The following is a 21,973-nucleotide window of genomic DNA, read 5'->3' on the forward strand; positions in this document are numbered from 1 at the left end:
CAGTGTGAACTACTCGGCCGGTCCGAAGGGGAAGGACGCGCGTTCTGCCCACGCGCCGGCGTCGTCCTGCTGCCACAGGGCGGCACTCGAGGCGACGATGTGGAACGGGAGCCCGGGGCTGACTGCGTTGGCCGCGGACTGTCGCAGGGCCCGGTCCTCGGTCTGGACGATCGTCAGGTGCGGGATCAGCTCGTCGGCCGGGATCTCGCCGCCGTACGGCGGGCACTCGGGCCAGCGACGGGCCAGCGCCCGCGTGAGCTGGACGAGGGCGTCGCTCGTCGGCTCGATCCACACGACACCCGCGTCCTCCCATCGCCGGACCTTGGTGAAGCTGACCGGGAAGGAGTCGATGCCGCGGAAGAACCAGCCGAGCTCGGCCAGCACCCCGTCGTCCACCCGCGCCGCAGGCAGGAACGGGTAGAGCAGGGTGACGTGCGCCGGCACGCCGTGCGCCGCCGACGGGTCTCCCTCGAGCCGCCACTCGTGGACCAGCGGCTCGGCCTCCGGCACGCAGAGCAGGATCGCGGTCTGCACAGGAGCCCCCCTTGTCGACAGCACGCTAGCGTCGGCCCCCGTGAACGTCGTCGTGCTGGGTTCCGGTGGCCGCGAGCACGCCCTCGTCCAGGCCCTGTCGCGTGATCCCGCGGTGACCCGGCTCGTGTGCGCGCCGGGCAACGCCGGAACCGTCGCGCAGGCCGAGAGCCGCGAGCTCGACCCCACGGACGCGGCCGCCGTCGTCGACCTGGCGCAGGACGTCGCCGCGGACCTGGTCGTCATCGGGCCTGAGTCGCCGCTCGTCGCCGGTGTGGCGGATGCGCTGCGGGACAAGGGGTTTGCGGTGTTCGGTCCCTCGGCGGACGCCGCCCGGATCGAGGGCAGCAAGTCCTACGCGAAGGACGTCATGCGGGCCGCCCGCGTACCGACCGCCGCGGCCATGGTGTTCGACGACGACAACGACTGCGCCGCCTACCTGGCCGGCGCGACGCCGCCGTACGTCGTGAAGGCCGACGGCCTCGCCGCAGGTAAGGGCGTGCACGTCGGGCTCGATCTCGCACAGGCCGTCGACTTCGCCCGCGACGCGTTGCAGGCGCTCGGCGGCCGGGTGGTCGTGGAGGACTACCTCGACGGTCCGGAGGTGTCGCTGTTCGCGCTGAGCGACGGCGCGACCGTCGTCCCGCTGCTGCCGGCCCAGGACTTCAAGCGGGCGTACGACGGCGACGAGGGTCCGAACACGGGTGGGATGGGCGCCTATGCACCACTGGCGTGGCTGCCGCCCGGGATGGTCGACGACATCACCGCGCGGATCCTGCAGCCGGTGGTCGACGAGATGGCGGCCCGCGGCACGCCGTTCTCGGGGCTGCTGTACGCCGGCCTGGCGATCACCTCCAGTGGGCCCTCGGTGATCGAGTTCAACTGCCGGTTCGGCGATCCCGAGACGCAGGCGGTGCTGGCGCTCCTCGAGACACCCCTTTCCGGGCTGCTCATGGCGTGCGCCACCGGCAGGCTTTCCGCCGTCGGGCCACTGACCTGGCAGGACGCCGCCGCCGTGACGGTCGTGGTCGCGGCCGACAGCTACCCGAACGCTCCCGTCACCGGCGACGCCGTGGTCATCGGTGGTCTGCCCGACGGCGTCACGATCCAGCACGCCGGCACGACCACGGTCGACGGCCGGGTCGTGAGCAGCGGCGGCCGCGTCCTGGCGGTGACCGCGGTCGCGCCCGACCTGGCGGCGGCGCGCGAACGCGCCTACGAAGGGCTGGCGGCGGTGCGGCTTCGAGGAGCACACTCGCGGACGGACATCGCGCTGCGCGCCGTCCGGGGGGAGGTGACCGTCGATGGGTGATCCCGTCTTCGACGGTGACGGCCGCACACCGCGCGTCGCCATCATCTACAGCAGCCCGGCCGACCACGACACCATGTCGCAGGCGGGTGCGCTCCTGTCGCGCTTCGGTGTCGCCTACGACGAGCAGTCCCTGTCGCCGCACCGGGCCCCCCGCGCCCTGGCCGACTGGATGGCCGAGCTCGAGCCGCGCGGCATCGAGGTCGTGATCGCAGGATCCAGCGGCTCGGCGGCTCTCGCCGGTGTCGTCGCGGCCCACACGACGCTCCCCGTCATCGGCGTACCGCTCTCCACCGGCGGGCTCGACGGCCGCGACGCGCTGCTCGGGCTGACCCAGCTGCCCCCCGGCGTCCCCGTGGCCGCGGTCGGCATCGACAACGCGATGAACGCGGCCGTCCTCGCCGTGCAGGTGCTGGCCGTGGCAGATCCCCTGCTGCGCACGAGGCTCTGGCGCTTCAAGGACGACTTCGAGAAGGCCGCCCGCCACTAGGCTGACCCCCTACCTGGGGAGACGACGTGATCGAGCGCTACACCCTGCCCGAGATGGGCCGGGTCTGGAGCGAGGCCCACAAGTACGAGCTGTGGTGCCAGGTCGAGGTGATGGTCCTCGAGGCGCACGCCGCCGCCGGGGTCGTCCCGGCCGACAGCGTCGAGCCCGTCCGCGCCGCAGCGCCGCCGACGCCGGAGGCCGTCGCCGAGATCGAGGCGGTGACGCAGCACGACGTCATCGCGTTCCTGTCGGCGTGGGCCGACAACACGTCGCCGCGCGAGGCCGCCGCCTACGTCCACTTCGGCATGACGTCGTCGGACCTGCTCGACACCGCGCTGGCGCTGCAGCTCGTCGAGGCGACCGACATCCTGCTGGCGAAGGCCGACGCGCTCGTCGCGGCCCTCCGCGACCTCGGGCTGACCCACAAGGACACCGTGCGGGTGGGCCGCACCCACGGCATTCACGCCGAGCCCACCACGTGGGGTCACCGCGTCGCCGACATCGCCTTCGCCATGGCCCGCTCCCGCGACCGGCTTCGTGCCGCGCGCCAGGCCGTCGCCGTCGCGAAGATCAGCGGTGCTGTCGGGACCTACAGCAACATCTCGCCGGACGTGGAGGTCGCCGTCGCGTCCCGGCTCGGGCTGGCTCCTGCGCCGGCCGCGACGCAGGTCGTGATCCGCGACGGCATCAGCGAGTGGGTCTCCGCCCTCGCCGTGATGGCCACGGTCTGCGAGGCGTTCGCCCTCGAGGTGCGCCATGGCCAGCGGACCGAGGTGCGCGAGCTCTGGGAGCCGTTCGGCAAGGGCCAGAAGGGCTCGTCGGCGATGCCGCACAAGAAGAACCCCATCGCCTCCGAGCGCATCGCCGGGCTCGCCCGCATCGTGCGAGCGCAGGTCGTGCCGGTGATGGAGGGCATCCCGCTCTGGCACGAGCGCGACATCAGCCACTCGTCGACGGAGCGGATCGCCCTGCCGGACGCCGCGATCGGCACCGACTACCTGCTGCACCTGACGACCCGCCTGGTGACCGGACTCGTCGTCGACGTCGACCGCATGCGCAGCAACCTCGAGTCGTCCGGTGGGCTGATCTACACGTCGACCGTGCTGCTCGAGCTCGTCGACGGCGGGCTGTCGCGCGAGGACGCCTACGCCTTCGTCCAGGCCGCCGCCATGCGCACCTGGGAGACCGGGATCCCCTTCCGGGAAACCCTGACGGCGCAGGCGAAAGAGGCCGGCAAGGAGCTCGATGAGGCGCGTCTCGACGAGGTCTGCCGCCCGGAGCGCTACCTCGCGCGTCTCGCGCCCGTCTTCGAGCGGCTGGCTGCTCTCACGTGACGCTCCCTCTCCCGCTGCTCGCCAAGGGCAAGGTCCGTGACGTCTACGCCGTCGACGACGACCACGTGCTGCTCGTCGCGAGCGACCGGCTCTCGGCGTACGACGTCATCCTGCCGACCGGGGTGCCCGACAAGGGCGCGGTGCTGACCGGGCTGTCGGTGTGGTGGTTCGACCAGCTCTCCGACCTCGTGCCCCATCACCTCGTCACGGCGCGGGTGAGCGAGATGCCCGCCGTCCTGCACCCGCATGCCGAGGAGCTCCGCGGCCGCACGATGCTCTGCCGGCGGCTGGACATGGTGGCCGTCGAGTGCGTCGCGCGCGGCTACCTGACCGGGTCGGGCCTGACCGACTACGGCAGGACCGGATCGGTCTGCGGCGTGCCGCTTCCCCCCGGACTGGTCGAGGGCTCGCGGCTCCCGGAGGCGATCTTCACCCCGACGACCAAGGCGCCCGTGGGCGAGCACGACCTGCCGATTACGTACGACGACGTGGTCGCGCAGCTCGGCGCCGAGCTCGCCGCGGAGGTGCGCGAGACGACGCTGGCGATCTACCGCCGCGGCGCCTCCGTGGCCGAGCGGGCCGGGATCCTGCTCGCCGACACCAAGGTCGAGCTCGGACACGGCCGGGCCGGCGAGCTCACCCTCGGCGACGAGGTGCTGACACCGGACTCGTCACGCTTCTGGCCCGCGGTGTCGTGGGTCCCGGGTGGGCCGCAGCCGTCGTACGACAAGCAGTACGTCCGCGACTGGCTCACCCAGTCCGGCTGGGACCGGACGGCCCCGGGGCCGGAGCTGCCCGCGGAGGTGGTCGAGAAGACGCGACAGAAGTACGTCGACGCCTACGAGCACCTCACCGGCTCCTCGTTCGACACCTGGCTCCGCGCCTCCGCCTGATCGCCGCCACCGCGGGCCGTCGGTAGGGTTGCGCTGTGGCCGCTGTGAAGATCGTCGTGGACGTGATGCTGAAGCCGGAGATCCTCGACCCGCAGGGCCAGGCGGTGGCCAACGCGCTTCCCAGTCTCGGGTTCGCTCCCGCCACGAGCCTGCGGATCGGCAAGCACGTCGAGCTCGAGATCGAGGCGCAGGACGAGCAGAGGGCGCTCGAGCAGGCCGAGAAGATGGCGGAGACCCTGCTGGCCAACCCCGTGATCGAGGACTACACGGTTCGGCTGGCCTGAGCCCCGACGCGCCAGCCGACCGGCCCGTCCGGGGCAGGCGCCGCCGGTAGGCTGGCCTCATGCCAGCACGGATCGGTGTCGTGACCTTCCCCGGCTCGCTGGACGACCGAGACGCCCAGCGCGCCGTACGGCTGGCCGGCGCAGAGGCCGTCGCCCTCTGGCACGGCGACGCCGACCTGCGCGGGGTCGACGCAGTCGTGCTTCCCGGTGGGTTCTCCTACGGCGACTACCTGCGCTGCGGTGCCATCGCGCGCTTCGCCGCGGTCATGACGACGATCGTCGAGCAGGCGCGCCAGGGGCTGCCCGTGCTCGGCATCTGCAACGGGTTCCAGGTGCTGTGCGAGTCGCACCTGCTGCCCGGCGCGCTGACCCGCAACCAGCACCTGCACTTCGTCAACCGCGACCAGGGGCTGCGGGTCGAGTCGACGAAGACCGTCTGGACGAGCGAGTACGCCGACGGCCAGGAGGTCGTGATCCCCGTCAAGAACGGCGAGGGCTGCTTCGTCGCGGACGAGCGCACCCTCGACGCCCTCGAGGCCGAGGGCCGCGTCGTCGCGCGCTACATCGGCGGCAACCCCAACGGCAGCAGCCGCGACATCGCCGGGATCGCCAACGCGGCCGGCAACGTCGTCGGCCTCATGCCGCACCCGGAGCACGCGATCGAGGACCTCACCGGTCCGGGCACCGACGGGCTCACGTTCTTCACCTCCGTTCTCAAGTCGCTCGTCAACGCATGACGGACACGGTCGACCGCGCGACGCAGACGCCCGACGAGGAGCAGCCCTACCTCGAGCTCGGGCTCAAGGACGACGAGTACGCGAAGGTCAAGGCGATCCTCGGCCGGCGGCCGACGCAGACCGAGCTCGCGATGTACTCGATCATGTGGAGCGAGCACTGCTCCTACAAGAGCTCGAAGGTGCACCTGCGCCAGTTCGGCGACGGACCCAAGAACGAGCGGCTGCTCGTCGGCATGGGCGAGAACGCCGGGGTCGTCGACGTCGGCGAGGGACTCGCCGTGACGTTCAAGGTGGAGTCGCACAACCACCCGTCGTACGTCGAGCCGTACCAGGGCGCAGCGACCGGCATCGGCGGCATCGTGCGCGACATCCTCACCATGGGTGCGCGGCCGATCCTGGTGATGGACCCGCTGCGGTTCGGCGACGCCGACCACCCCGACACCAAGCGCGTCCTGCCCGGGATCGTCGCGGGCATCGGCGGCTACGGCAACTGCCTCGGACTGCCCAACATCGGTGGCGAGGTCGTCTTCGACCCGTCCTACCAGGGCAACCCGCTCGTCAACGCCCTCTGCCTCGGTGTGATGCCGAAGAGCCGCATCCAGCTCTCGGCCGCGACGGGCGTCGGCAACGTCGTCGTGCTGCTCGGCGCGAAGACTGGCCGCGACGGCATCGGCGGCGTCAGCGTGCTCGCGAGCGCGACCTTCGACGCGGACGGCCCGGCCCGGCGCCCGAGCGTCCAGGTCGGCGATCCCTTCATGGAGAAGCTGCTCATCGAGGCCTGCCTGGAGATGTACGACGGCGGCCTGGTGCAGGGGATCCAGGACCTCGGCGGTGCCGGACTCACGTGCGCGCTGACCGAGACGTCAGCAGCCGGCCGCTCCGGGATGCACGCGCACCTCGAGCGGATTCCGCTGCGCGAGGCGTCGATGGAGCCGCACGAGGTCCTCGCCAGCGAGTCGCAGGAGCGGATGCTCGCGATCGTCACCCCCGCAGACCTGCCGGCGGTCCTTGCCATCGCCGACAAGTGGGGCGTCCTCGCGACGGCGATCGGCGAGGTCACCGAGGGCGACCGGCTGGTCGTCACGTGGCACGACGCGGTCGTCGTCGACGTGCCGCCCGGTTCACTTGCCGACGACGGACCGGTCTACCAGCGGCCGATCGAGCGCCCGGCCGATCAGGACGAGCTCGCCGCCCACGCGCTGCCTGCCTACCCCGCAGCCACCAAGGACCTGCTGCTCCGCATGGTCGCGAGTCCCAACCTCTGCAGCCGCCGCTGGGTCGTCGAGCAGTACGACCGGGTCGTCATGGGCGACACGGTGCTCGCCTGGCCGGAGGACGCCGGAGTCGTGCGGCTGTCGGAGGAGACCAACCTCGGCATTGCGCTCGCGACCGACGGCAACGGCCGCTACACCCGGCTCGACCCCTACGCCGGCGCACAGCTGGCGCTGGCCGAGGCCTACCGCAACGTCGCAGCCACCGGCGCGATACCGATCGCGGTCACCAACTGCCTCAACTTCGGCAGCCCCGAGGACCCCGCCGTCATGTGGCAGTTCGCCGAGGCGACGCGGGGTCTGGCCGACGGGTGCCGTGACCTCGGCACCCCGGTCACCGGTGGCAACGTCAGCTTCTACAACTCGACCGCCGGCGCTGCGATCAACCCGACGCCGGTCGTCGGCGTCCTCGGTCTCCTGGACGACGTCACGCGCCGCACGCCGATGGGCTTCACCGAGGCCGGACTGACCGTGTTGCTGCTGGGCGACACCTGGGACGAGCTCGGCGGCTCGGAGTGGGCCTGGGCCGAGCACCGTCACCTCGGCGGCCGGCCCCCGGCGGTCGACCTGCTCTGCGAGAAGGCGCTCGGCGAGGTGCTGATCGCCGGCGCCCGTGACGGGCTGCTGTCCGCAGCCCACGACCTGTCCGACGGCGGGCTCGCGCAGGCCCTCGTCGAGTCCTGCCTTCGGCACGGCGTGGGCGCCCGCGTCAGCCTGCCCGACGGACCCGCGCCGTTCGTCGAGCTCTTCAGCGAGTCCGCGGCCCGCTGCCTCGTCGCCGTCACGGGCGCGCACGAAGCAGCGGTCACGGCCCTGTGTGCTGCCCACGACGTGACCTGCACGCGCCTCGGCGTGACCGGCGGTGACGCCCTCGAGCTGACGGGGCTGTTCACCGCGACCTTGAGCGAGCTCCGCGAGGCCTACGAGGGCACGCTGCCGGCGCTCTTCGGACCGCTGGCCGGTGCGACCCGCGAGGCCCCGGCGGCGCCGGCGCTCTGATGGCCAGAAGCGCGGCGTACGACGGTGCGGTGCGCGCTCTGGACGCACAGTGGTCGCGGCTGCTCGAGGTCCTGCCCGGCCTCGATCCGGCGGCCGACAGCCGCGTCGCCGGCTGGCAGGTCCGCGAGGTCGAGGCGCACCTGACGGCGACGACCGCGGGCCTGGCCCGGATCATCGATGCCGACGCACTGGCCCAGGCCGACACGGACATCGCCGGCTGGGCGAGCGCCCTGCCCGGACTCGCTGACGTCGCGGACGCCGACGCACGGGCCGGCGCCGCCGACCTGGCGGGTGCAGTCGCGGCGGCGCGGGTTGCCCTCGAGGGCGCCGACGAGAAGCGCGTCGTGCAGCAGCGGACCGGCGCGCACACGCTGTTCGACGCGGTGCGGTTCCGCCTCATCGAGGGAGTCGTCCACGGCCTCGATGTCGGCATCGACCCCGACCCGATCGCGCAGCGCCTCGCGGTGAAGGCGGTCGTCGAGATCCTGGTTGCACGGGCACCGGGTCATGCCGTGGAGCTGCGCATCCCGCCGTACACCGCTGTCCAGGTCGTCGAGGGCCCGCGGCACACGCGTGGCACTCCACCGAACGTGGTCGAGCTGGGGCCGCGGGCGTTCCTCGACCTCGCGTCCGGGCGTGCGCAATGGCACGACGCAGTGCGCGACGGACAGGTGCGTGCGAGCGGCGAGCGCGCCGATCTGAGCGCCTACCTGCCGCTGATCTCGTAGCCGGCTGTTTCGCGGCACCGGGTGTCGGTCGTCCGCGCGGAGCCTCCCCACCACTGAGGGCCGCCGGTATGTCGAACTGCCCACTCTGCGTCGGGGGTTCACGGTGGGTCGCGGGGCCCACTCTGCGTCGCGGGGTTCACGGTGGGTCGCGGGGCCCACCGTGCGTCGCGGGGTTCACGGTGGGTCGCGGGGCCCACCGTGCGTCGCGGGGCCCACTCTGCGTGGGCAGTTCGACATACACCTGGGCAGGGACCAGGCACCGCATCCCGCTGTGACAGCCTCGGCGGATGAAGGAGCTGATCCGGCACCGGCAGCTGCTGCCCTCCGTCGTGTCCGACCGTCAACCGAGGGAGCACCCGTGGACGTCCCCAGCCTGACGCAGAGCGAGGCGAGCACCCGCGGCGCGCTGCTCGAGGTGCAGCGCTACGACGTCGCGGTCGACCTGACCGGACTCCTCGAGGGCACCGCCCTTCACGTCTCGTCCACGATCGCGTTCCGCTGCAACGAGCCGGGGGCGTCCTCGTTCGTCGACTGCGCGGTGGAGCTGCAGTCCGCGGTCCTGAACGGCGTGCCGATCGCGGGTGCCGCCGGGCCCCGGCTCGAGCTGGCAGGCCTGCAGGCGGACAACGTGCTGGTGGTCACGTCCGTGCAGACCGACACCGGCTCGCGGACCGCCGTCCACCGGTCCGTCGACCCGTCCGACGGCCTGGTCTACGTCTGGACGTCGTTCGAGCCGGATGAGGCCCAGCGGGTGTGGGCCTGCTTCGACCAGCCCGACCTCAAGGCCGTCTGGGCCTTCGAGGTCATCGCGCCGGCGGACTGGACCGTCCTCACGAGCACCGGGCCGGTCCAGGTGGTCGACGTCGACGGCGGACGTCGCTGGGTGTTCGCGGACACACCCCCGCTCTCGTCGTACGTCCCCGCCCTGAACGCAGGCCCCTTTCACGAGGTACGGCGAGAGCTCGGCGGCTTCGACCTCGGCCTCCAGTGCCGTCGCTCGCTCGCCGCCAACCTGGACCGCGACATCGACGAGCTGTTCGCGGTCACTGCTGCCGGCCTCGCGTTCTTCGGCGAGCGCTTCGGCATGCCGTTCCCGCAGCGACGCTACGACCAGGTCTTCGTGCCCGACATGGGCGGCGCGATGGAGAACTACGGCTGCGTCGTCTGGTCGGACTCGTTCGTCTACCGGACGCCGCCGAGCTACGGCGAACGCGAGTCGCGGGTGCAGGTCCTGCTGCACGAGATGGCGCACATGTGGTTCGGCGACATGGTCACGATGCGCTGGTGGGACGACCTCTGGCTCAACGAGGCCTTCGCCGAGTGGGCCAGTCACTGGGCCGCCGTGAACGCGACGGAGTACGTCGACATCTGGGCGTCGTTCCTGGCCGGCTGGAAGCTGGGTGGCTATGCCGCCGATCGCGCCCCGAGCCGCCATCCCATCCGGCAGGCCGCCCCGGACGTCGCCACCGCGAGCGCCGGTTTCGACAGCATCACCTACGCGAAGGGAGCCAGCGTCCTCAAGCAGCTGGTCGCCTACGTCGGCGAGGACGACTTCGTCGCTGCGCTGCGGGCCTACTTCGCCAAGCACACCTGGGGCAACGCCACCCTCGACGACCTGATGGGCGAGATCGCTGCGGCGAGCGGCCGCGACATGTCGGGGTGGACGCGCGACTGGCTGGAGACCGCCGGCACCGACGTCCTCTCGCTCGACGGCTCGACCCTGCACGCGGTGGGACCGGACGGCACGACGCCGAGGCCTCACCGTGTGGACGTGGGCGTCTACCGCGAGAGCGGCGGCGGCTTCGCGCTGGAGCAGACGGTCGCGCTCGAGATCGCAGCGGCAGCGGTCGACCTGCCCGCGACCGCCGACGATGCGCTGCTGCTCGTCAACGACGGCGACCTGACCTTCGCGGAGGTGCGACCCGCCGCCGCTGCCCTGGAGCGGCTGCTCGCCGCGGCCCCGGCGCTGCCGACCGCGATCGCGCGAACCGTCGCCGTGACGACCGCATGGCAGCGGCTCGTCACCGGCGGACTGGACGCCGCGACGTTCGTCGACTGCGCGGACCGGGTGCTCGAGGTCGAGTCGGTCGACATGGTGGTGGAGCCCCTGCTGCGGCTGGCGGTCCAGGCCGCTGACCTGTGGTCGCCGGACGCAGCTCGTGACGATCTCCTGGGCCGCGTCGCCGACACCTGCCTGCGACTCGCGCAGGACCCGGCCCGGCGGGTCGCCGCCGTACGGGCGCTGGCCGAGACAGCCACCACCCGCCGCCAGCTCGACGCCCTGGCCGAGTACGCCGACGGGGACGTCGACCTGGGCTGGCGGCGCCTGGTCCGGCTGGCCGCGCTCGGCCAGGTCGACCTGGTGGAGCTGGCCCGGCTCGAGGCGGAGGACCCCGACCCGGACTCCTGGGTGCGCGCGCTGACCGTGCGCACCGCCCAGCCGGACCCGGCGGCGAAGTCGGCGGCGTGGGACGCCGTGCTCTCCGGGACGACCGTGCCGCTGGGCAGCAGCTCCGACGTCGCGCGGGCGTTCTGGCAGCGGTCCCAGGCCGAGGTGCTGGCGCCCTTCGGGCCGCGCTTCGTCGACGCCCTGCAGGCGATGGGGGCCGGCGGCATGATCCCCGCGATGGTCGCCTCGTCGGTCCTGTTCCCGCGGGTGGGCGTGGACGCGCCGTTCCTGGACGGCCTCGTCAGCGCCCTGGACGCTCCGGGCATCAACCCGATCGTGGCGCACACCGTGATCGAGCGAGGAGACGAGCTGCGACGCATGCTGGCTGCCCGCCAGTAGCGGCCGGCGCCGGTACACTCGGACCAGTCGGCTTCCCCGCCAACTCCCCGAGGAGCTCCCCGCGTGCCATCCGCACAGGGCCAGCCCGGTACTGACGATCTCGAGCGTCCCATCGGCGAGGAGTGCGGCGTCTTCGGCGTCTGGGCTCCCGGCGAGGACGTCGCCAAGCTGACCTACTACGGCCTCTACGCCCTTCAGCACCGCGGTCAGGAGGCGGCGGGCATGGCCGTCAGCGACGGCAGCGCGATCGTCGTCTACAAGGAGCTCGGGCTCGTCGCGCAGGTCTTCGACGAGTCCACCCTCGGCAGCCTGCGTGGCCACCTCGCGATCGGTCACTGCCGCTACAGCACCACCGGCAGCAGCACGTGGGAGAACGCCCAGCCTTCGTTCCGCACGCTGGCGACCGGCGGCAGCCTCGCGCTCGGCCACAACGGCAACCTGACCAACACGAGCGAGCTGGCCCGGCGGGGCCGCGACCTCAAGACCGACCACATGGGCGCGACGACCGACTCCGACCTGATCACCACGATGATCGCCGCGGCCGAGGACGTGCCGATCGACCTGGCGGCCATGGACGTCCTGCCGCAGCTCAAGGGCGCCTTCTCGCTCGTCTTCATGGACGAGCACACGCTGTACGCCGCGCGCGACCCGCACGGCGTACGCCCACTCGTCCTCGGTCGGCTCGAGCGCGGCTGGGTCGTCGCGAGCGAGAGCGCCGCCCTCGACATCGTCGGCGCCTCGTTCGTCCGCGAGGTCGAGCCGGGTGAGCTGCTCGCGATCGACGAGCACGGCGTGCGCAGCCAGCGGTTCGCGGAGAGCACGCCGAAGGGCTGCCTGTTCGAGTACGTCTACCTCGCCCGCCCGGACACGACGATCGCCGGCCGGTCGGTCATGACGACGCGCGTGCACGTCGGGCGCACCCTCGCCTTCGAGGCGCCGGTCGACGCCGACCTCGTCATCCCGGTGCCCGAGTCCGGCACCCCGGCCGCCATCGGCTACGCCGAGCAGAGCGGCATCCCCTACGGCCAGGGGCTCGTGAAGAACGCCTACGTCGGCAGGACGTTCATCCAGCCGTCGCAGACGATCCGCCAGCTCGGCATCCGGCTCAAGCTCAACCCGCTGCGCGAGGTCATCAAGGGCAAGCGGCTCGTCGTCGTCGACGACTCGATCGTGCGCGGCAACACGCAGCGGGCGCTGGTGCGCATGCTCCGCGAGGCCGGCGCGGCCGAGGTCCACGTCCGCATCTCCAGCCCGCCGGTGATGTGGCCCTGCTTCTACGGCATCGACTTCGCCAGTCGCGCCGAGCTCATCGCGAGCGGCCTCGGTGTGGAGGAGATCCGCGCGTCGATCGGTGCCGACTCGCTCGCGTTCGTCAGCCTCGAGGGGCTGACCGCGGCGAGCAACCAGCCGGCGGCCAACCTCTGCCGCGCGTGCTTCACCGGTGACTACCCGATCGAGATCCCGCAGCCCGACCTGATCGGCAAGCACGTCCTCGAGGGCATCGCCCGGACCGCGAGCGCCGAGCACATCGTCGACCACGCGCACGCCGACGGACGCAAGGTCGTGCACAACGGCGGCGACGGTGTCGACGGCATGGACGCGCTGCTCCCGGCAGGCGGCGCCGAAGACGCCCTGACCCGACCGTGAGCGGCACGACGAAGGCCAGTTCGTCGTACGCCGGCGCGGGCGTCGACATCGACGCGGGTGACCGCGCCGTCGAGCTGATGAAGAGCAAGGTCGCGCGGGCCGGCCGGCCGGAGGTCGTCGGCGGCCTGGGTGGGTTTGCCGGGCTGTTCCGGCTCGACGTCGCGAAGTACCGCCAGCCGCTGCTCGCCAGCAGCACCGACGGCGTCGGCACCAAGCTCGCCATCGCGCAGGCGATGGACCGGCACGACACCGTGGGCATCGACCTCGTCGGGATGGTCGTCGACGACCTCGTCGTGTGCGGAGCCGAGCCGCTCTTCCTGCAGGACTACATCGCGTGCGGCCAGGTCGTCCCGGAGCGCATCGCCGCGATCGTCGGCGGCATCGCGGAGGGCTGTGCGCAAGCCGGCTGTGCGCTGGTCGGTGGTGAGACCGCCGAGCACCCCGGGCTGATGAGCCCCGAGCACTACGACATCGCCGGCACGGGAGTCGGGGTCGTCGAGGCCGACGACGTGCTCGGCCCCGACACCGTGCGCGAGGGCGACGTCGTCATCGCGATGGCGTCCAGTGGCCTGCACAGCAACGGGTTCTCGCTCGTGCGGCACGTGCTGCTGCAGGGGGCTCGGCTCCGCCTCGATGCCGAGGTCGACGAGCTGGACCGTCCGCTCGGCGAGGAGCTGCTCACCCCCACCAGGATCTACGCCAAGGACTGCCTCTCGCTGATCGAGGAGACGAGCGTCCACGGGTTCGCCCACATCACCGGCGGTGGCCTGGCGTCCAACCTGGCGCGTGTCCTGCCCGCCCACCTGTCGGCGACGCTCGACCGCGGCACCTGGACGCCGCAGCCCGTCTTCTCCCTCGTCGCCGGGCGCGGGAAGGTCGAGCCGGCCGAGATGGAGCGCACCTTCAACATGGGGGTCGGCATGGTCGCGCTGCTGCCCGCCGCCGACGTCGACCGCGCTCTCGCGGTGCTGCTGGCCCGGCATGTGCCGGCCTGGGTGGTCGGCGAGGTGACCGCCGGCTCCGGCGACGTCACGCTGACCGGGGCACACCCGGCCTAGCCGCTACTTCGCGGCGAGGTCGTCCTCGTCCTCGTCGTCGTCGTCCGACGCGTAGGGGTCGTCGAACTCGTCGTCATCGACGGGGGCGGTAGCCGGGGCGGCCGGCGACCCCCCGGTCAGCTCGGCCTTCAGACGCTCGAGGTCGGTGCCGCCGCTGTTGTACTTCAGCTCGCGCGCGACCTTCGTCTGCTTGGCCTTGGCACGGCCGCGCCCCATGGCTCGACCCCTTCGATCCGACGGGGCCTCATCGCTGAGTGCCCCGGAGGCGGGTGTTCCGACAGCGGGCCGCGCCCGACATGTCCTCGGACGCTCCGCAGGGACACAACGGTACAGGGTTCGCCGTCGTACGACACCCCGGGTCCCGGCCGCCGACGGCACGGGGACATATGCGGATCTAAGCGGGCGAACTAGCCCAGTTGGTGGAGCGGGCCGTCACCGTTAGCCCAAACAGTCGTTCTCGGCAGGCAGGAAAGCCCCGGGCGATGACGAATCCCCGGTTCACCCAGTCACCTCGTCAGGAGCCTCTCCGATGCGCAACCGCCTCGTCCTCGCCGCCGCCGCCCTCAGCGCCCTCGCACTGGCGGCTCCCGCCGCCCTGGCCGGTCCCGCCACCCCGACCCTGGACGGCAAGAAGACGACCAAGCTGACGGTCTCGCTGGCAGGCGGGCTGCAGGACAACGACAAGGACGCCGCCGACCTCTCCGGCGCCGACCGCGCCGACTGCGCCGCGCCCCGCTGCGGTGTCCTGAAGTTCGTGTTCAAGCCGGCCGCGGGTGTGAAGGCGGACACCCTGTTCAACATCAAGTGGACCAACCCCGCCTCGGACATCGACCTCTACGTCGCCGAGGTCGGCAAGAGCGGCATGAGCGACGTCGCCCACTGCGGCGGCATCGGCAACACGAGCGAGACGGTCTTCATCCCGGCGGGCACCTTCAAGCCGGGCAAGACGTACGCGCTCGTCGCCGACTTCTTCCGGTCGGTCAACGAGACGGTGACGGGCACCGTGACCATGCCGGCGGCCGCCCCGTCCGCCCCGGTTCCGGCTGCTGCCGACAGCGCGGTCTACCCCGTCAACTGCACGCTCTGACCCACCCCACCAGCTGAGGACACGACATGCGCACTCGTACCGCTCTCGCCGCCGCCGCGGTGCTGCTCGCCGCTGCGGGTTCGATGACCCCCGCGCTCGCCGGCCCGACCGGTGGCGCCACCAAGGGCAGCTGGACGTTCACCGCCACGCCCAACCCGACGGGTGACACGCCCTCGCAGGCGGGTGGCACCGGCAAGTGCGCACCCGCCGGCGGCGTCGGCCGGGCGACGCAGGAGTTCACCGTCCCCGGGCCGGGCACGCTCGACGTCGCCCTCAACAACAAGGCCGACTGGTCCGGCGACATCCGCACGAAGTCCGATGGCGAGGTCCTCTCGGACTCCGACGGCAGCGGCCCGACCGACGCCGAGGCCATGTCTGCCAACTTCAAGAAGAAGACCGTCGTGATCGTCGGCGCCTGCAACCTCGAGGGCGAGCCCTCCGTCACGGCGACCTACGTGTTCACCCCGAAGAAGAAGTAGCTCCTCGCGCACCGAAGGCCGGCTCCCACGGGAGCCGGCCTTCGCGGTGTGTGCCGCGACGTCAGGGACGGCCGGGCAGCAGCACCGTGCGCAGCCGGCCGACGTCGGCCATCCGCCGCTCGGCGACGCGGTCGGCGGCAACGGCCGGCGGAACGCCCTCGGACTCCGCAGTGCGGAAGATCGTGAGCGTCGTGTCGTAGATCTTCGCGGCCTTCGCCTTCGCCCGCTCGAAGCGGAAGCCCTCGATCTCGTCGGCCACCTGCACGAGCCCGCCGGCGTTGGCGACGTAGTCGGGCGTGTACAGGACACCGCGGTCCGCGAGCACCTTCTCGAGCCCGGGGTGCGCGAGCTGGTTGTTGGCCGCACCGCAGACGATCTTCGCCTTCAGCTGCGGAGCGAGGTCGTCGGTGACGGAGGCGCCGAGAGCACAGGGCGCGTAGACGTCGCAGTCGCTCGCCGGCAGGTCGCCGACCGAGACCACCTCCACGTCGGGGAACGCCGCCCGGACCCGCTCGACCGCAGCCGGGTTGACATCACTGACGACGACGGCCGCGCCGTCCTCGACGAGGTGCTCGACGAGGTGATGGCCGACCTTGCCCACGCCCTCGACCGCGACCTTCCTGCCGTGCAGCGTCGGGGCGCCCCAGGTGTGCTCGGCGGCCGCGCGCATCGCCTGGAAGACGCCGTACGCCGTGAGGACTGCGCTGTCACCGGCGCCGCCGTGCTCAGGCGACCGCCCCGTGACGAAGCGCGACTCCTTGGCGATGACGTCCATGTCCTGGACGTAGGTGCCGACGTCGCATGCCGTGTAGTAGCGACCTCCCAGCGACTCGACCATCCGGCCGTACGCGCGCAGCAGCGCCTCGGTCTTCATCGTCGCGGGGTCGCCGAGGATGACCGCCTTGCCGCCGCCGAGGTCGATCCCGGCGCAGGCCGCCTTGTAGGCCATCGCCTTGGACAGCTTGAGCACGTCGGAGAGCGCAGCGGCCTCGTCGGCGTACGGGTAGAAGCGGGTGCCGCCGAGCGCCGGGCCGAGGGCGGTGGAGTAGATCGCGATGATGGCCTTGAGCCCGCTCGGGCGGTCCTGGCAGAAGACGACCTGCTCGTGGCCGGCGTCCTTGAGGTGGTCGGTGCGGTCGAAGACGCCCATGGGACAAGCCTAGTAGCGGGTGCGGGGGAGGTGTCGGGCTCCGCGTGGAGAAGAGTGGTCGTACGTCGACCGCTTGGAGCCACCATGGCCCGCCGCAACGCCACCCTCGCCACCCTTGCCGCCGCCGCACTGATGATGGGCGCAGGAGCCACCGCTGCGTTCTCGGCGACGACCGCGCCGCCGGCCGCGACCTTCACCGCGCCGATGGTCCTGGCGGGCGGCGGTGCCGAGCCGAGCATCCGCGTGCCCAAGGACGGGCTGTCCGCGGCCTACGTCTCTGCGCCGACCGGCCTGGGCAGCAACTTCTGGCGCATCACCGAGCAGAAGAACGCAGATGGATCGAGCAGCCTGATCCAGGGTCCCGTGCAGCAGCCCGACCTCGGCACCGGCGGCGGTGACTCGGAGATCAGCGTCGGCAACGCCCGCTACGCCGAGGCCTCCCCGTGCGACGCCATCTCCTACTCCGGTCTGCACAACATCGACCTGCTCAACAACTTCACGGTGGCCCGCTCGACCGACTGCGGCAAGACCTTCTCGCTGCTCAACCCGTACGGCACCCAGAACACCCTGACCGACCGGCAGTGGCAGGCCTTCGACGGCGCCCACACCAACTTCCTGATCTTCCACAAGGTGGACACGAGCCAGATCGTCGTCTCCGAGTCGCCCGACGCCGGCAACACCTACGTGTCCCTGTCCCCGGACGGCGCGCACGGGATCATCGACCCGACGACCCTGCCGTCCGTGGCCAACACCAACCAGGTGGGCAACATCGTCACCGACTACTCCCACCCCACCGGTGCCAACAACCTGCTGTCGATGGAGCCGACGCACGTCATGTACGCGACGTTCGGCGGGCCGCGCGACCCGGCCGACAACGCGCAGGCGCAGGCGGACGCGAACGTTCCGGGCACCAACTACAACCACGTCGACACCATCTACGTCGCGAAGAGCTCGGACGGCGGCGTCACGTGGACCGACACGAAGGTGTTCTCCACCGACCCCGGCAGCAAGCGGGAGCTGAACCTGCTCTTCCCCGTCGTCGAGGTCGACAAGGCCGGCAACGTCTACAGCCTCTGGTCCGACGGCTACAAGATCCAGTACGCCGTCAGCACCGACGGCGCGAAGACGTGGTCGAAGCCCTACCAGGTCAACACCGACAACCGCGGCACGAAGCCCGACGTCGGGAAGGGCAACCTGTTCCCGTGGATGGCCGCGGGAGCCGACGGGATGCTCGACGTCGTCTGGTACCACGGGCAGGGCGGCGCACCGGGCTCGGAGCTCAACTACCGCAACCAGGGTGACAAGAGCACCCACTGGACGGTGGCGTTCGCGCAGCTGGGCAAGGCGACCGCGAAGAGCGCAGCAGGAGCCGCAGCGCCGACGGTGCTGAGCTACAGCAACGCCGTGACCCCGATCATGCACACAGGGACGATCTGCAACAACGGCACGTTCTGCGACCTGCCCGTGCCGGGGTCCTCCGGTGACCGCTCGTTGCTCGACTTCTTCCAGGTCGCCATCGACGGCGCCGGTCGCGCCAACATCGCGCTGGCCGACAACGAGGCGTCACCCGGCTCCAACATCACGGCCTACACGCGGCAGACCAGCGGCTACTCCCTGACGAGCGGGGCGCGCCTGGCGCCCGCGCGGGTCACGCTGCCGAAGCTGGTCTGCACCGCCGACGCCGCCTTCACCGACCCGTCCGGCGATGCGACCCAGGTCGTGGCGGACACCCCCCTGCCGAGTGCACCGGCGCTCGACATCACCAAGGGCTACGTCACCTACGACGCGGCGAAGAAGGTCGTCGTCTTCCACACCAAGGTGCTCGACCTCAAGCAGGATCCGCCGGCTGGGGGCACGGGCGAGGAGATCGAGTTCACCTTCACCTACGCGGGCGTGGCCTACACAGCCATCGGCGAGCACGACGCGTCCTCACCGACCGACAGCTTCCACATGGAGTCCCCGCTGCGCACCACCGTGGGAGGTGCGCTGACCGGCAGCTTCGACAAGGCGGCGTCCGAGGTGCGGGTTGCGGTGCCGGCCACGTTCTTCGCCGGGCTCGCCAAGAAGGGCCCGGTGGTCGGCAACGGCTCGAAGTTCGCCGGTCTCACCATCACGACCCGGCGCGACATCGCCAGCGCGATCGTGCCCAACGCAGACACCGCGGGCTCGCTCGGCTGCCCGTTCGTCGTCGGGGCCAAGGCGGCGACCGGCCCGACGCCGACGACTCCCAAGACGGTGCCGGCTCCCGTGGACAACCGGCCCGTGCCGGGGCGCCTGCCGGCGACCGGCCCGGGCGCCGGGCTGCCGTTCCTCGCCGCTGGTCTGCTGGTGCTCGGTGTCGGCGTTCGGCGGGCTGCCCGCGGCTGACGCGTGCGACGATGCCCGGCGTGACGGCTTTCGCGGCGCACCTGCGCGTCTACGAGCCGGTCGCCGCGTTCGACCGCGAGGAGCGCAGGCACTGGGAGGCCTACGTCCGCGCGGGCAACATCCCGACGGTGCAGGGCGGCATGGCGATGGAGCAGGCCGCCGCCGTCCGCGCCGTGCTCGGCCGGGTGCCCGGGGTCATGCCGGTCGTCGGCGAGCACGCGTTCGTGACGGAGGTCGACGGCGTCACCCTCGTCTGCCCGTGGCGCACCCGCATCCGGGCCTGCGAGGCGATCGGCGACTTCCGCGACCCGCTGCCCGAGGAGCTGGCGGACATGTTCGTCCCGCGCGCGGCGTCGGAGGTCGCGGAGGACGAGCTCGAGCAGTGGCGGGTGGAGCACCCCGACCTGCACACCCACATCATGAGCAGCACCTGGCAGGTGCCGCTGCGCTGGTTCATCCTCGTCGAGGCGGACGAGCGCGAGGTCAGTCTCGGTACGGCGGCAGCCGGCACGACCCGGGTGACCGGCCGCTCGCTCGTCTACCGCACCGCGATGTCGCGGGCCCGCCGTCGTACGGCCCGGGCCCTGGCCGTGCTCCGCCGCACGCTCGACGACGGGCTGGTGACCGCGGGCGTGGAGGACCTGGGGCGGTGGCTGGAGGAGTTCCACCCGCGGTCGCTGGTCGAGCTCGACTACGGCGGCCTCGTGCACCTGCTCGATGACGCCGAGCTGCGGCAGGACGAGTCGGCCCGCGACGTGGCGGAGGCGCTGGCGGCTCTGGCCGACGGGGAACCGGTGAAGGCCGCGGGGGCCTACGGTCGCGTGACCGCCCGGATGAAGGCCCTGCAAGGGGTCGAATCGGCCAACTGAGGCTCCCGGCACGCTCGGCCCGGTGTCCTGACTAGTCCCAAGATGGCCCGCACGGGCCATTCCGGAGAAAGCAGACATCGCGCACTATCAGCCGTGGAGCAGGCGCCATGCCGGCTCGCCAGCTCCAGACGAGAGGACGCACTGCCATGAGCACCCGTACACCCGACGCCGAGGCACTGCTGACACCCGCCGAGGTCGCCACGATGTTCCGCGTGGACCCGAAGACGGTCACGCGGTGGGCCAAGAGCGGCAAGCTCACGTCGATCCGCACGCTGGGCGGCCACCGCCGCTACCGCGAGGCCGAGGTGCGTTCGCTGCTCGCGGGCATCCCGCAGCCGCGCCCCGCCAACAGCTAGCAGCCTCCCAGCCCGCGGCGTACCCAGACCGCGCGACTCAGGACGGCGCCGCCTGCCTCCACGGGCGACGCCGTCCTGTCGCGTCTGCGGCGCCCTGACCGAGCCCCGTCGGACTCCGGCGGGGCTTTCGTCGTGCCGATGATCAGGACATGACCGAGGGCATCCGTGCGGCTGGTGGGGTCGTCTGGCGGCGTGGGCCCGACGGCCCAGAGGTCGCCGTCGTACACCGGCCGCGCTACGACGACTGGTCGCTGCCCAAGGGCAAGCTCCACGCCGGCGAGCTGCATCTGCCGGCGGCGATGCGGGAGATCCGCGAGGAGGCAGGCGTCGTCGGCGCCGCGCGGTCATCGGTGGGCGGCACCGAGTACGACGTGGACGGCGTCGGCAAGGAGGTCCGCTGGTGGTCCGTCCGCGCGGCCACCGAGCACTTCGCGCCCAACGACGAGGTCGACGAGCTCCGCTGGCTGCCGCCCCGGGCCGCCCTCGAGCTCGTCCACGAGCCCAAGCCCCTGCGGCGCTGGCTCGAGCTGCCCCTCGACGCGGCCGTGGTCCTGCTGGTGCGCCACGCCAGCGCCGGCGACGCGTCGACCTGGCGCGGCCCCGACAGCGCGCGTCCGCTCGACGAGAGGGGCCGCGGTCAGGCCGACCTCATCGCGAGCGTGCTGCCGCACTTCCGGCCGGTGCGGGTGCTCTCGGCCTCGCCGCTCCGCTGCCTGGACACCGTCAGCCCGCTCGCCGCCGTCCTCGGCCAGCGGGTCGTCGTGGACGACCGCTTCGCGGAGGCGTCGGAGCCGGTCGATCCCGAGCGCAGCCTGCTGGAGGTCGCCGAGCCCGGTGAGGCCGTGGTGGTCTGCAGCCAGGGCGGCATCATCCCCCGGATCCTGCAGGCGCTGGGACTCGAGCCGGAGCGGATACGCGCGCGCAAGGGCAGTGTCTGGGTCCTGACGCTGCACGACGGCCGGCTGGTCCAGGCCGAGGACGACGTACTGGCCTGAGGGGGTTGGGGTGGTCAGGGACGGGATCGAACCGCCGACCCCACGCTTTTCAGGCGTGTGCTCTACCAGCTGAGCTACCTGACCGGGTGTGCCTAGCGACCCCGACGGGACTCGAACCCGCGACCTCCGCCGTGACAGGGCGGCGCGCTAACCAACTGCGCTACGGGGCCTGAGGATCCAGACCGTGGAACGTGCCCCCAACGGGATTCGAACCCGCGTAGCCACCTTGAAAGGGTGGAGTCCTGGGCCGCTAGACGATGGGGACTGTCTGGCCGTCGGAGACCCCGAGAGCATACCGGACCGAACGGCGCGTCAGACCAGGACGCTTCGTAGCCTGGCTCCTCGGCGGGCTCGCGATGATCGAAGTCGAGGCACGGGAGGTCTGACTCCCCGCAGTCCACGCACGCGTGATCACGCAGGTAGGCCGCGAGCATCGCTCGCACTTCTTGTTTCTCGGTCCGACATTTCCGGCGGGCCCGTCGAGGAGGCGCAGCGTCCGCGGCATGATGGTTGTTCGGGGCCGCTAGCTCAATTGGTAGAGCGCACGCCTTTTAAGCGTCGAGGTTCAGGGATCGAGGCCCTGGCGGCCCACTCGCAGGTG

20 protein-coding genes and 4 tRNA genes are annotated in these 21,973 nt (G+C 71.9%); 18 read left to right on the forward strand and 6 right to left on the reverse strand.

Annotated elements, in window-relative coordinates:
- Nucleotides 1-9 precede the first annotated feature (9 nt).
- The gene (locus JWN97_RS01330) at nt 10-534 is read right to left on the reverse strand and encodes a 2'-5' RNA ligase family protein (protein ID WP_297617006.1); all 525 of its coding nucleotides are present in this window, start codon (nt 532-534) and stop codon (nt 10-12) included.
- Between the two features lie 40 nt (nt 535-574).
- Here JWN97_RS01330 and purD point away from each other — a divergent pair, with 40 nt between their 5' ends.
- From purD to purM, 11 genes are all read left to right on the forward strand, one after another.
- On the forward strand, nt 575-1,843 hold the full coding sequence (gene purD / locus JWN97_RS01335) for a phosphoribosylamine--glycine ligase (RefSeq protein WP_297617010.1): 1,269 nt from the start codon (nt 575-577) through the stop codon (nt 1,841-1,843).
- Nucleotides 1,836-2,330: an AIR carboxylase family protein gene (locus tag JWN97_RS01340; protein ID WP_297617013.1), complete on the forward strand. Its 495-nt coding sequence runs from the start codon at nt 1,836-1,838 to the stop codon at nt 2,328-2,330. Before purD ends, JWN97_RS01340 begins: the two co-directional genes overlap by 8 nt.
- A gap of 26 nt (nt 2,331-2,356) precedes the next feature.
- Nucleotides 2,357-3,664 (forward strand): adenylosuccinate lyase, encoded by a 1,308-nt coding sequence (gene purB / locus JWN97_RS01345; protein WP_297617016.1) that lies wholly within the window; start codon nt 2,357-2,359, stop codon nt 3,662-3,664.
- Nucleotides 3,661-4,557 carry a phosphoribosylaminoimidazolesuccinocarboxamide synthase gene (locus JWN97_RS01350; protein WP_297617021.1) on the forward strand — a complete coding sequence of 299 codons (897 nt, stop codon included), beginning with the start codon at nt 3,661-3,663 and terminating at the stop codon, nt 4,555-4,557. Before purB ends, JWN97_RS01350 begins: the two co-directional genes overlap by 4 nt.
- Before the next feature lie 65 nt (nt 4,558-4,622).
- Nucleotides 4,623-4,841, forward strand: coding sequence for a phosphoribosylformylglycinamidine synthase subunit PurS (purS, locus tag JWN97_RS01355; protein ID WP_363321237.1), 219 nt, complete (start codon nt 4,623-4,625; stop codon nt 4,839-4,841).
- Nucleotides 4,842-4,900: 59 nt separating this feature from the next.
- On the forward strand, nt 4,901-5,578 hold the full coding sequence (gene purQ / locus JWN97_RS01360) for a phosphoribosylformylglycinamidine synthase subunit PurQ (RefSeq protein ID WP_297617027.1): 678 nt from the start codon (nt 4,901-4,903) through the stop codon (nt 5,576-5,578).
- Nucleotides 5,575-7,848, forward strand: a complete 2,274-nt coding sequence (purL, locus tag JWN97_RS01365; RefSeq protein ID WP_297617030.1) for a phosphoribosylformylglycinamidine synthase subunit PurL — start codon at nt 5,575-5,577, stop codon at nt 7,846-7,848. The genes purQ and purL overlap by 4 nt, the downstream gene beginning before the upstream one ends.
- Nucleotides 7,849-7,877: 29 nt before the next feature.
- Nucleotides 7,878-8,576: a sterol carrier family protein gene (locus tag JWN97_RS01370; RefSeq protein WP_297617033.1), complete on the forward strand. Its 699-nt coding sequence runs from the start codon at nt 7,878-7,880 to the stop codon at nt 8,574-8,576.
- Nucleotides 8,577-8,934: 358 nt separating this feature from the next.
- Nucleotides 8,935-11,364, forward strand: a complete 2,430-nt coding sequence (pepN, locus tag JWN97_RS01375; RefSeq protein ID WP_297617036.1) for an aminopeptidase N — start codon at nt 8,935-8,937, stop codon at nt 11,362-11,364.
- A 63-nt stretch (nt 11,365-11,427) separates the two neighbouring features.
- The gene (gene purF, locus JWN97_RS01380) at nt 11,428-13,011 is read left to right on the forward strand and encodes an amidophosphoribosyltransferase (RefSeq protein WP_297617039.1); all 1,584 of its coding nucleotides are present in this window, start codon (nt 11,428-11,430) and stop codon (nt 13,009-13,011) included.
- Nucleotides 13,008-14,069, forward strand: coding sequence for a phosphoribosylformylglycinamidine cyclo-ligase (gene purM / locus JWN97_RS01385; protein WP_297617043.1), 1,062 nt, complete (start codon nt 13,008-13,010; stop codon nt 14,067-14,069). The genes purF and purM overlap by 4 nt, the downstream gene beginning before the upstream one ends.
- A 3-nt stretch (nt 14,070-14,072) precedes the next feature.
- Here purM and JWN97_RS01390 read toward each other — a convergent pair whose 3' ends face one another.
- On the reverse strand, nt 14,073-14,285 hold the full coding sequence (locus JWN97_RS01390) for a DUF3073 domain-containing protein (protein ID WP_297617046.1): 213 nt from the start codon (nt 14,283-14,285) through the stop codon (nt 14,073-14,075).
- A gap of 313 nt (nt 14,286-14,598) precedes the next feature.
- Between JWN97_RS01390 and JWN97_RS01395 the strand changes: the two genes are divergently transcribed.
- Together JWN97_RS01395 and JWN97_RS01400 are read left to right on the forward strand one after the other, a co-directional pair.
- Nucleotides 14,599-15,156, forward strand: coding sequence for a hypothetical protein (locus JWN97_RS01395; protein WP_297617048.1), 558 nt, complete (start codon nt 14,599-14,601; stop codon nt 15,154-15,156).
- 26 nt (nt 15,157-15,182) lie between these two features.
- Nucleotides 15,183-15,635, forward strand: coding sequence for a hypothetical protein (locus JWN97_RS01400; RefSeq protein WP_297617051.1), 453 nt, complete (start codon nt 15,183-15,185; stop codon nt 15,633-15,635).
- Nucleotides 15,636-15,696: 61 nt separating this feature from the next.
- Here the strand turns inward: JWN97_RS01400 and JWN97_RS01405 are convergent, their stop codons facing one another.
- Nucleotides 15,697-16,785, reverse strand: coding sequence for a Glu/Leu/Phe/Val dehydrogenase (locus JWN97_RS01405; protein WP_297617054.1), 1,089 nt, complete (start codon nt 16,783-16,785; stop codon nt 15,697-15,699).
- 84 nt (nt 16,786-16,869) lie between these two features.
- Here JWN97_RS01405 and JWN97_RS01410 point away from each other — a divergent pair, with 84 nt between their 5' ends.
- The 4 genes from JWN97_RS01410 to JWN97_RS01425 all read left to right on the forward strand — a co-directional run bounded on the left by JWN97_RS01410 (nt 16,870) and on the right by JWN97_RS01425 (nt 21,372).
- Nucleotides 16,870-19,152: a sialidase family protein gene (locus JWN97_RS01410; protein ID WP_297617057.1), complete on the forward strand. Its 2,283-nt coding sequence runs from the start codon at nt 16,870-16,872 to the stop codon at nt 19,150-19,152.
- Between the two features lie 20 nt (nt 19,153-19,172).
- Complete coding sequence (locus JWN97_RS01415) at nt 19,173-20,021, forward strand: hypothetical protein (RefSeq protein WP_297617060.1); 849 nt, start codon at nt 19,173-19,175, stop codon at nt 20,019-20,021.
- 146 nt (nt 20,022-20,167) lie between these two features.
- Nucleotides 20,168-20,377, forward strand: coding sequence for a developmental transcriptional regulator BldC (gene bldC / locus JWN97_RS01420; RefSeq protein WP_297617063.1), 210 nt, complete (start codon nt 20,168-20,170; stop codon nt 20,375-20,377).
- 149 nt (nt 20,378-20,526) lie between these two features.
- The gene (locus tag JWN97_RS01425; protein WP_297617066.1) at nt 20,527-21,372 is read left to right on the forward strand and encodes an NUDIX hydrolase; all 846 of its coding nucleotides are present in this window, start codon (nt 20,527-20,529) and stop codon (nt 21,370-21,372) included.
- An 11-nt stretch (nt 21,373-21,383) separates the two neighbouring features.
- Here JWN97_RS01425 and JWN97_RS01430 read toward each other — a convergent pair.
- From JWN97_RS01430 to JWN97_RS01440, 3 genes are all read right to left on the reverse strand, one after another.
- A tRNA-Phe gene (locus tag JWN97_RS01430) sits at nt 21,384-21,456 on the reverse strand.
- A gap of 12 nt (nt 21,457-21,468) precedes the next feature.
- A tRNA-Asp gene (locus JWN97_RS01435) sits at nt 21,469-21,542 on the reverse strand.
- 22 nt (nt 21,543-21,564) lie between these two features.
- Nucleotides 21,565-21,637, reverse strand: a tRNA-Glu gene (locus JWN97_RS01440).
- A gap of 252 nt (nt 21,638-21,889) precedes the next feature.
- On the opposite strand from JWN97_RS01440, the gene JWN97_RS01445 reads away from it, so the two are divergent.
- Nucleotides 21,890-21,963, forward strand: a tRNA-Lys gene (locus tag JWN97_RS01445).
- Nucleotides 21,964-21,973 lie beyond the last annotated feature (10 nt).

This window comes from Nocardioides sp., assembly GCF_025965415.1.
GTDB lineage: Bacteria > Actinomycetota > Actinomycetes > Propionibacteriales > Nocardioidaceae > Nocardioides.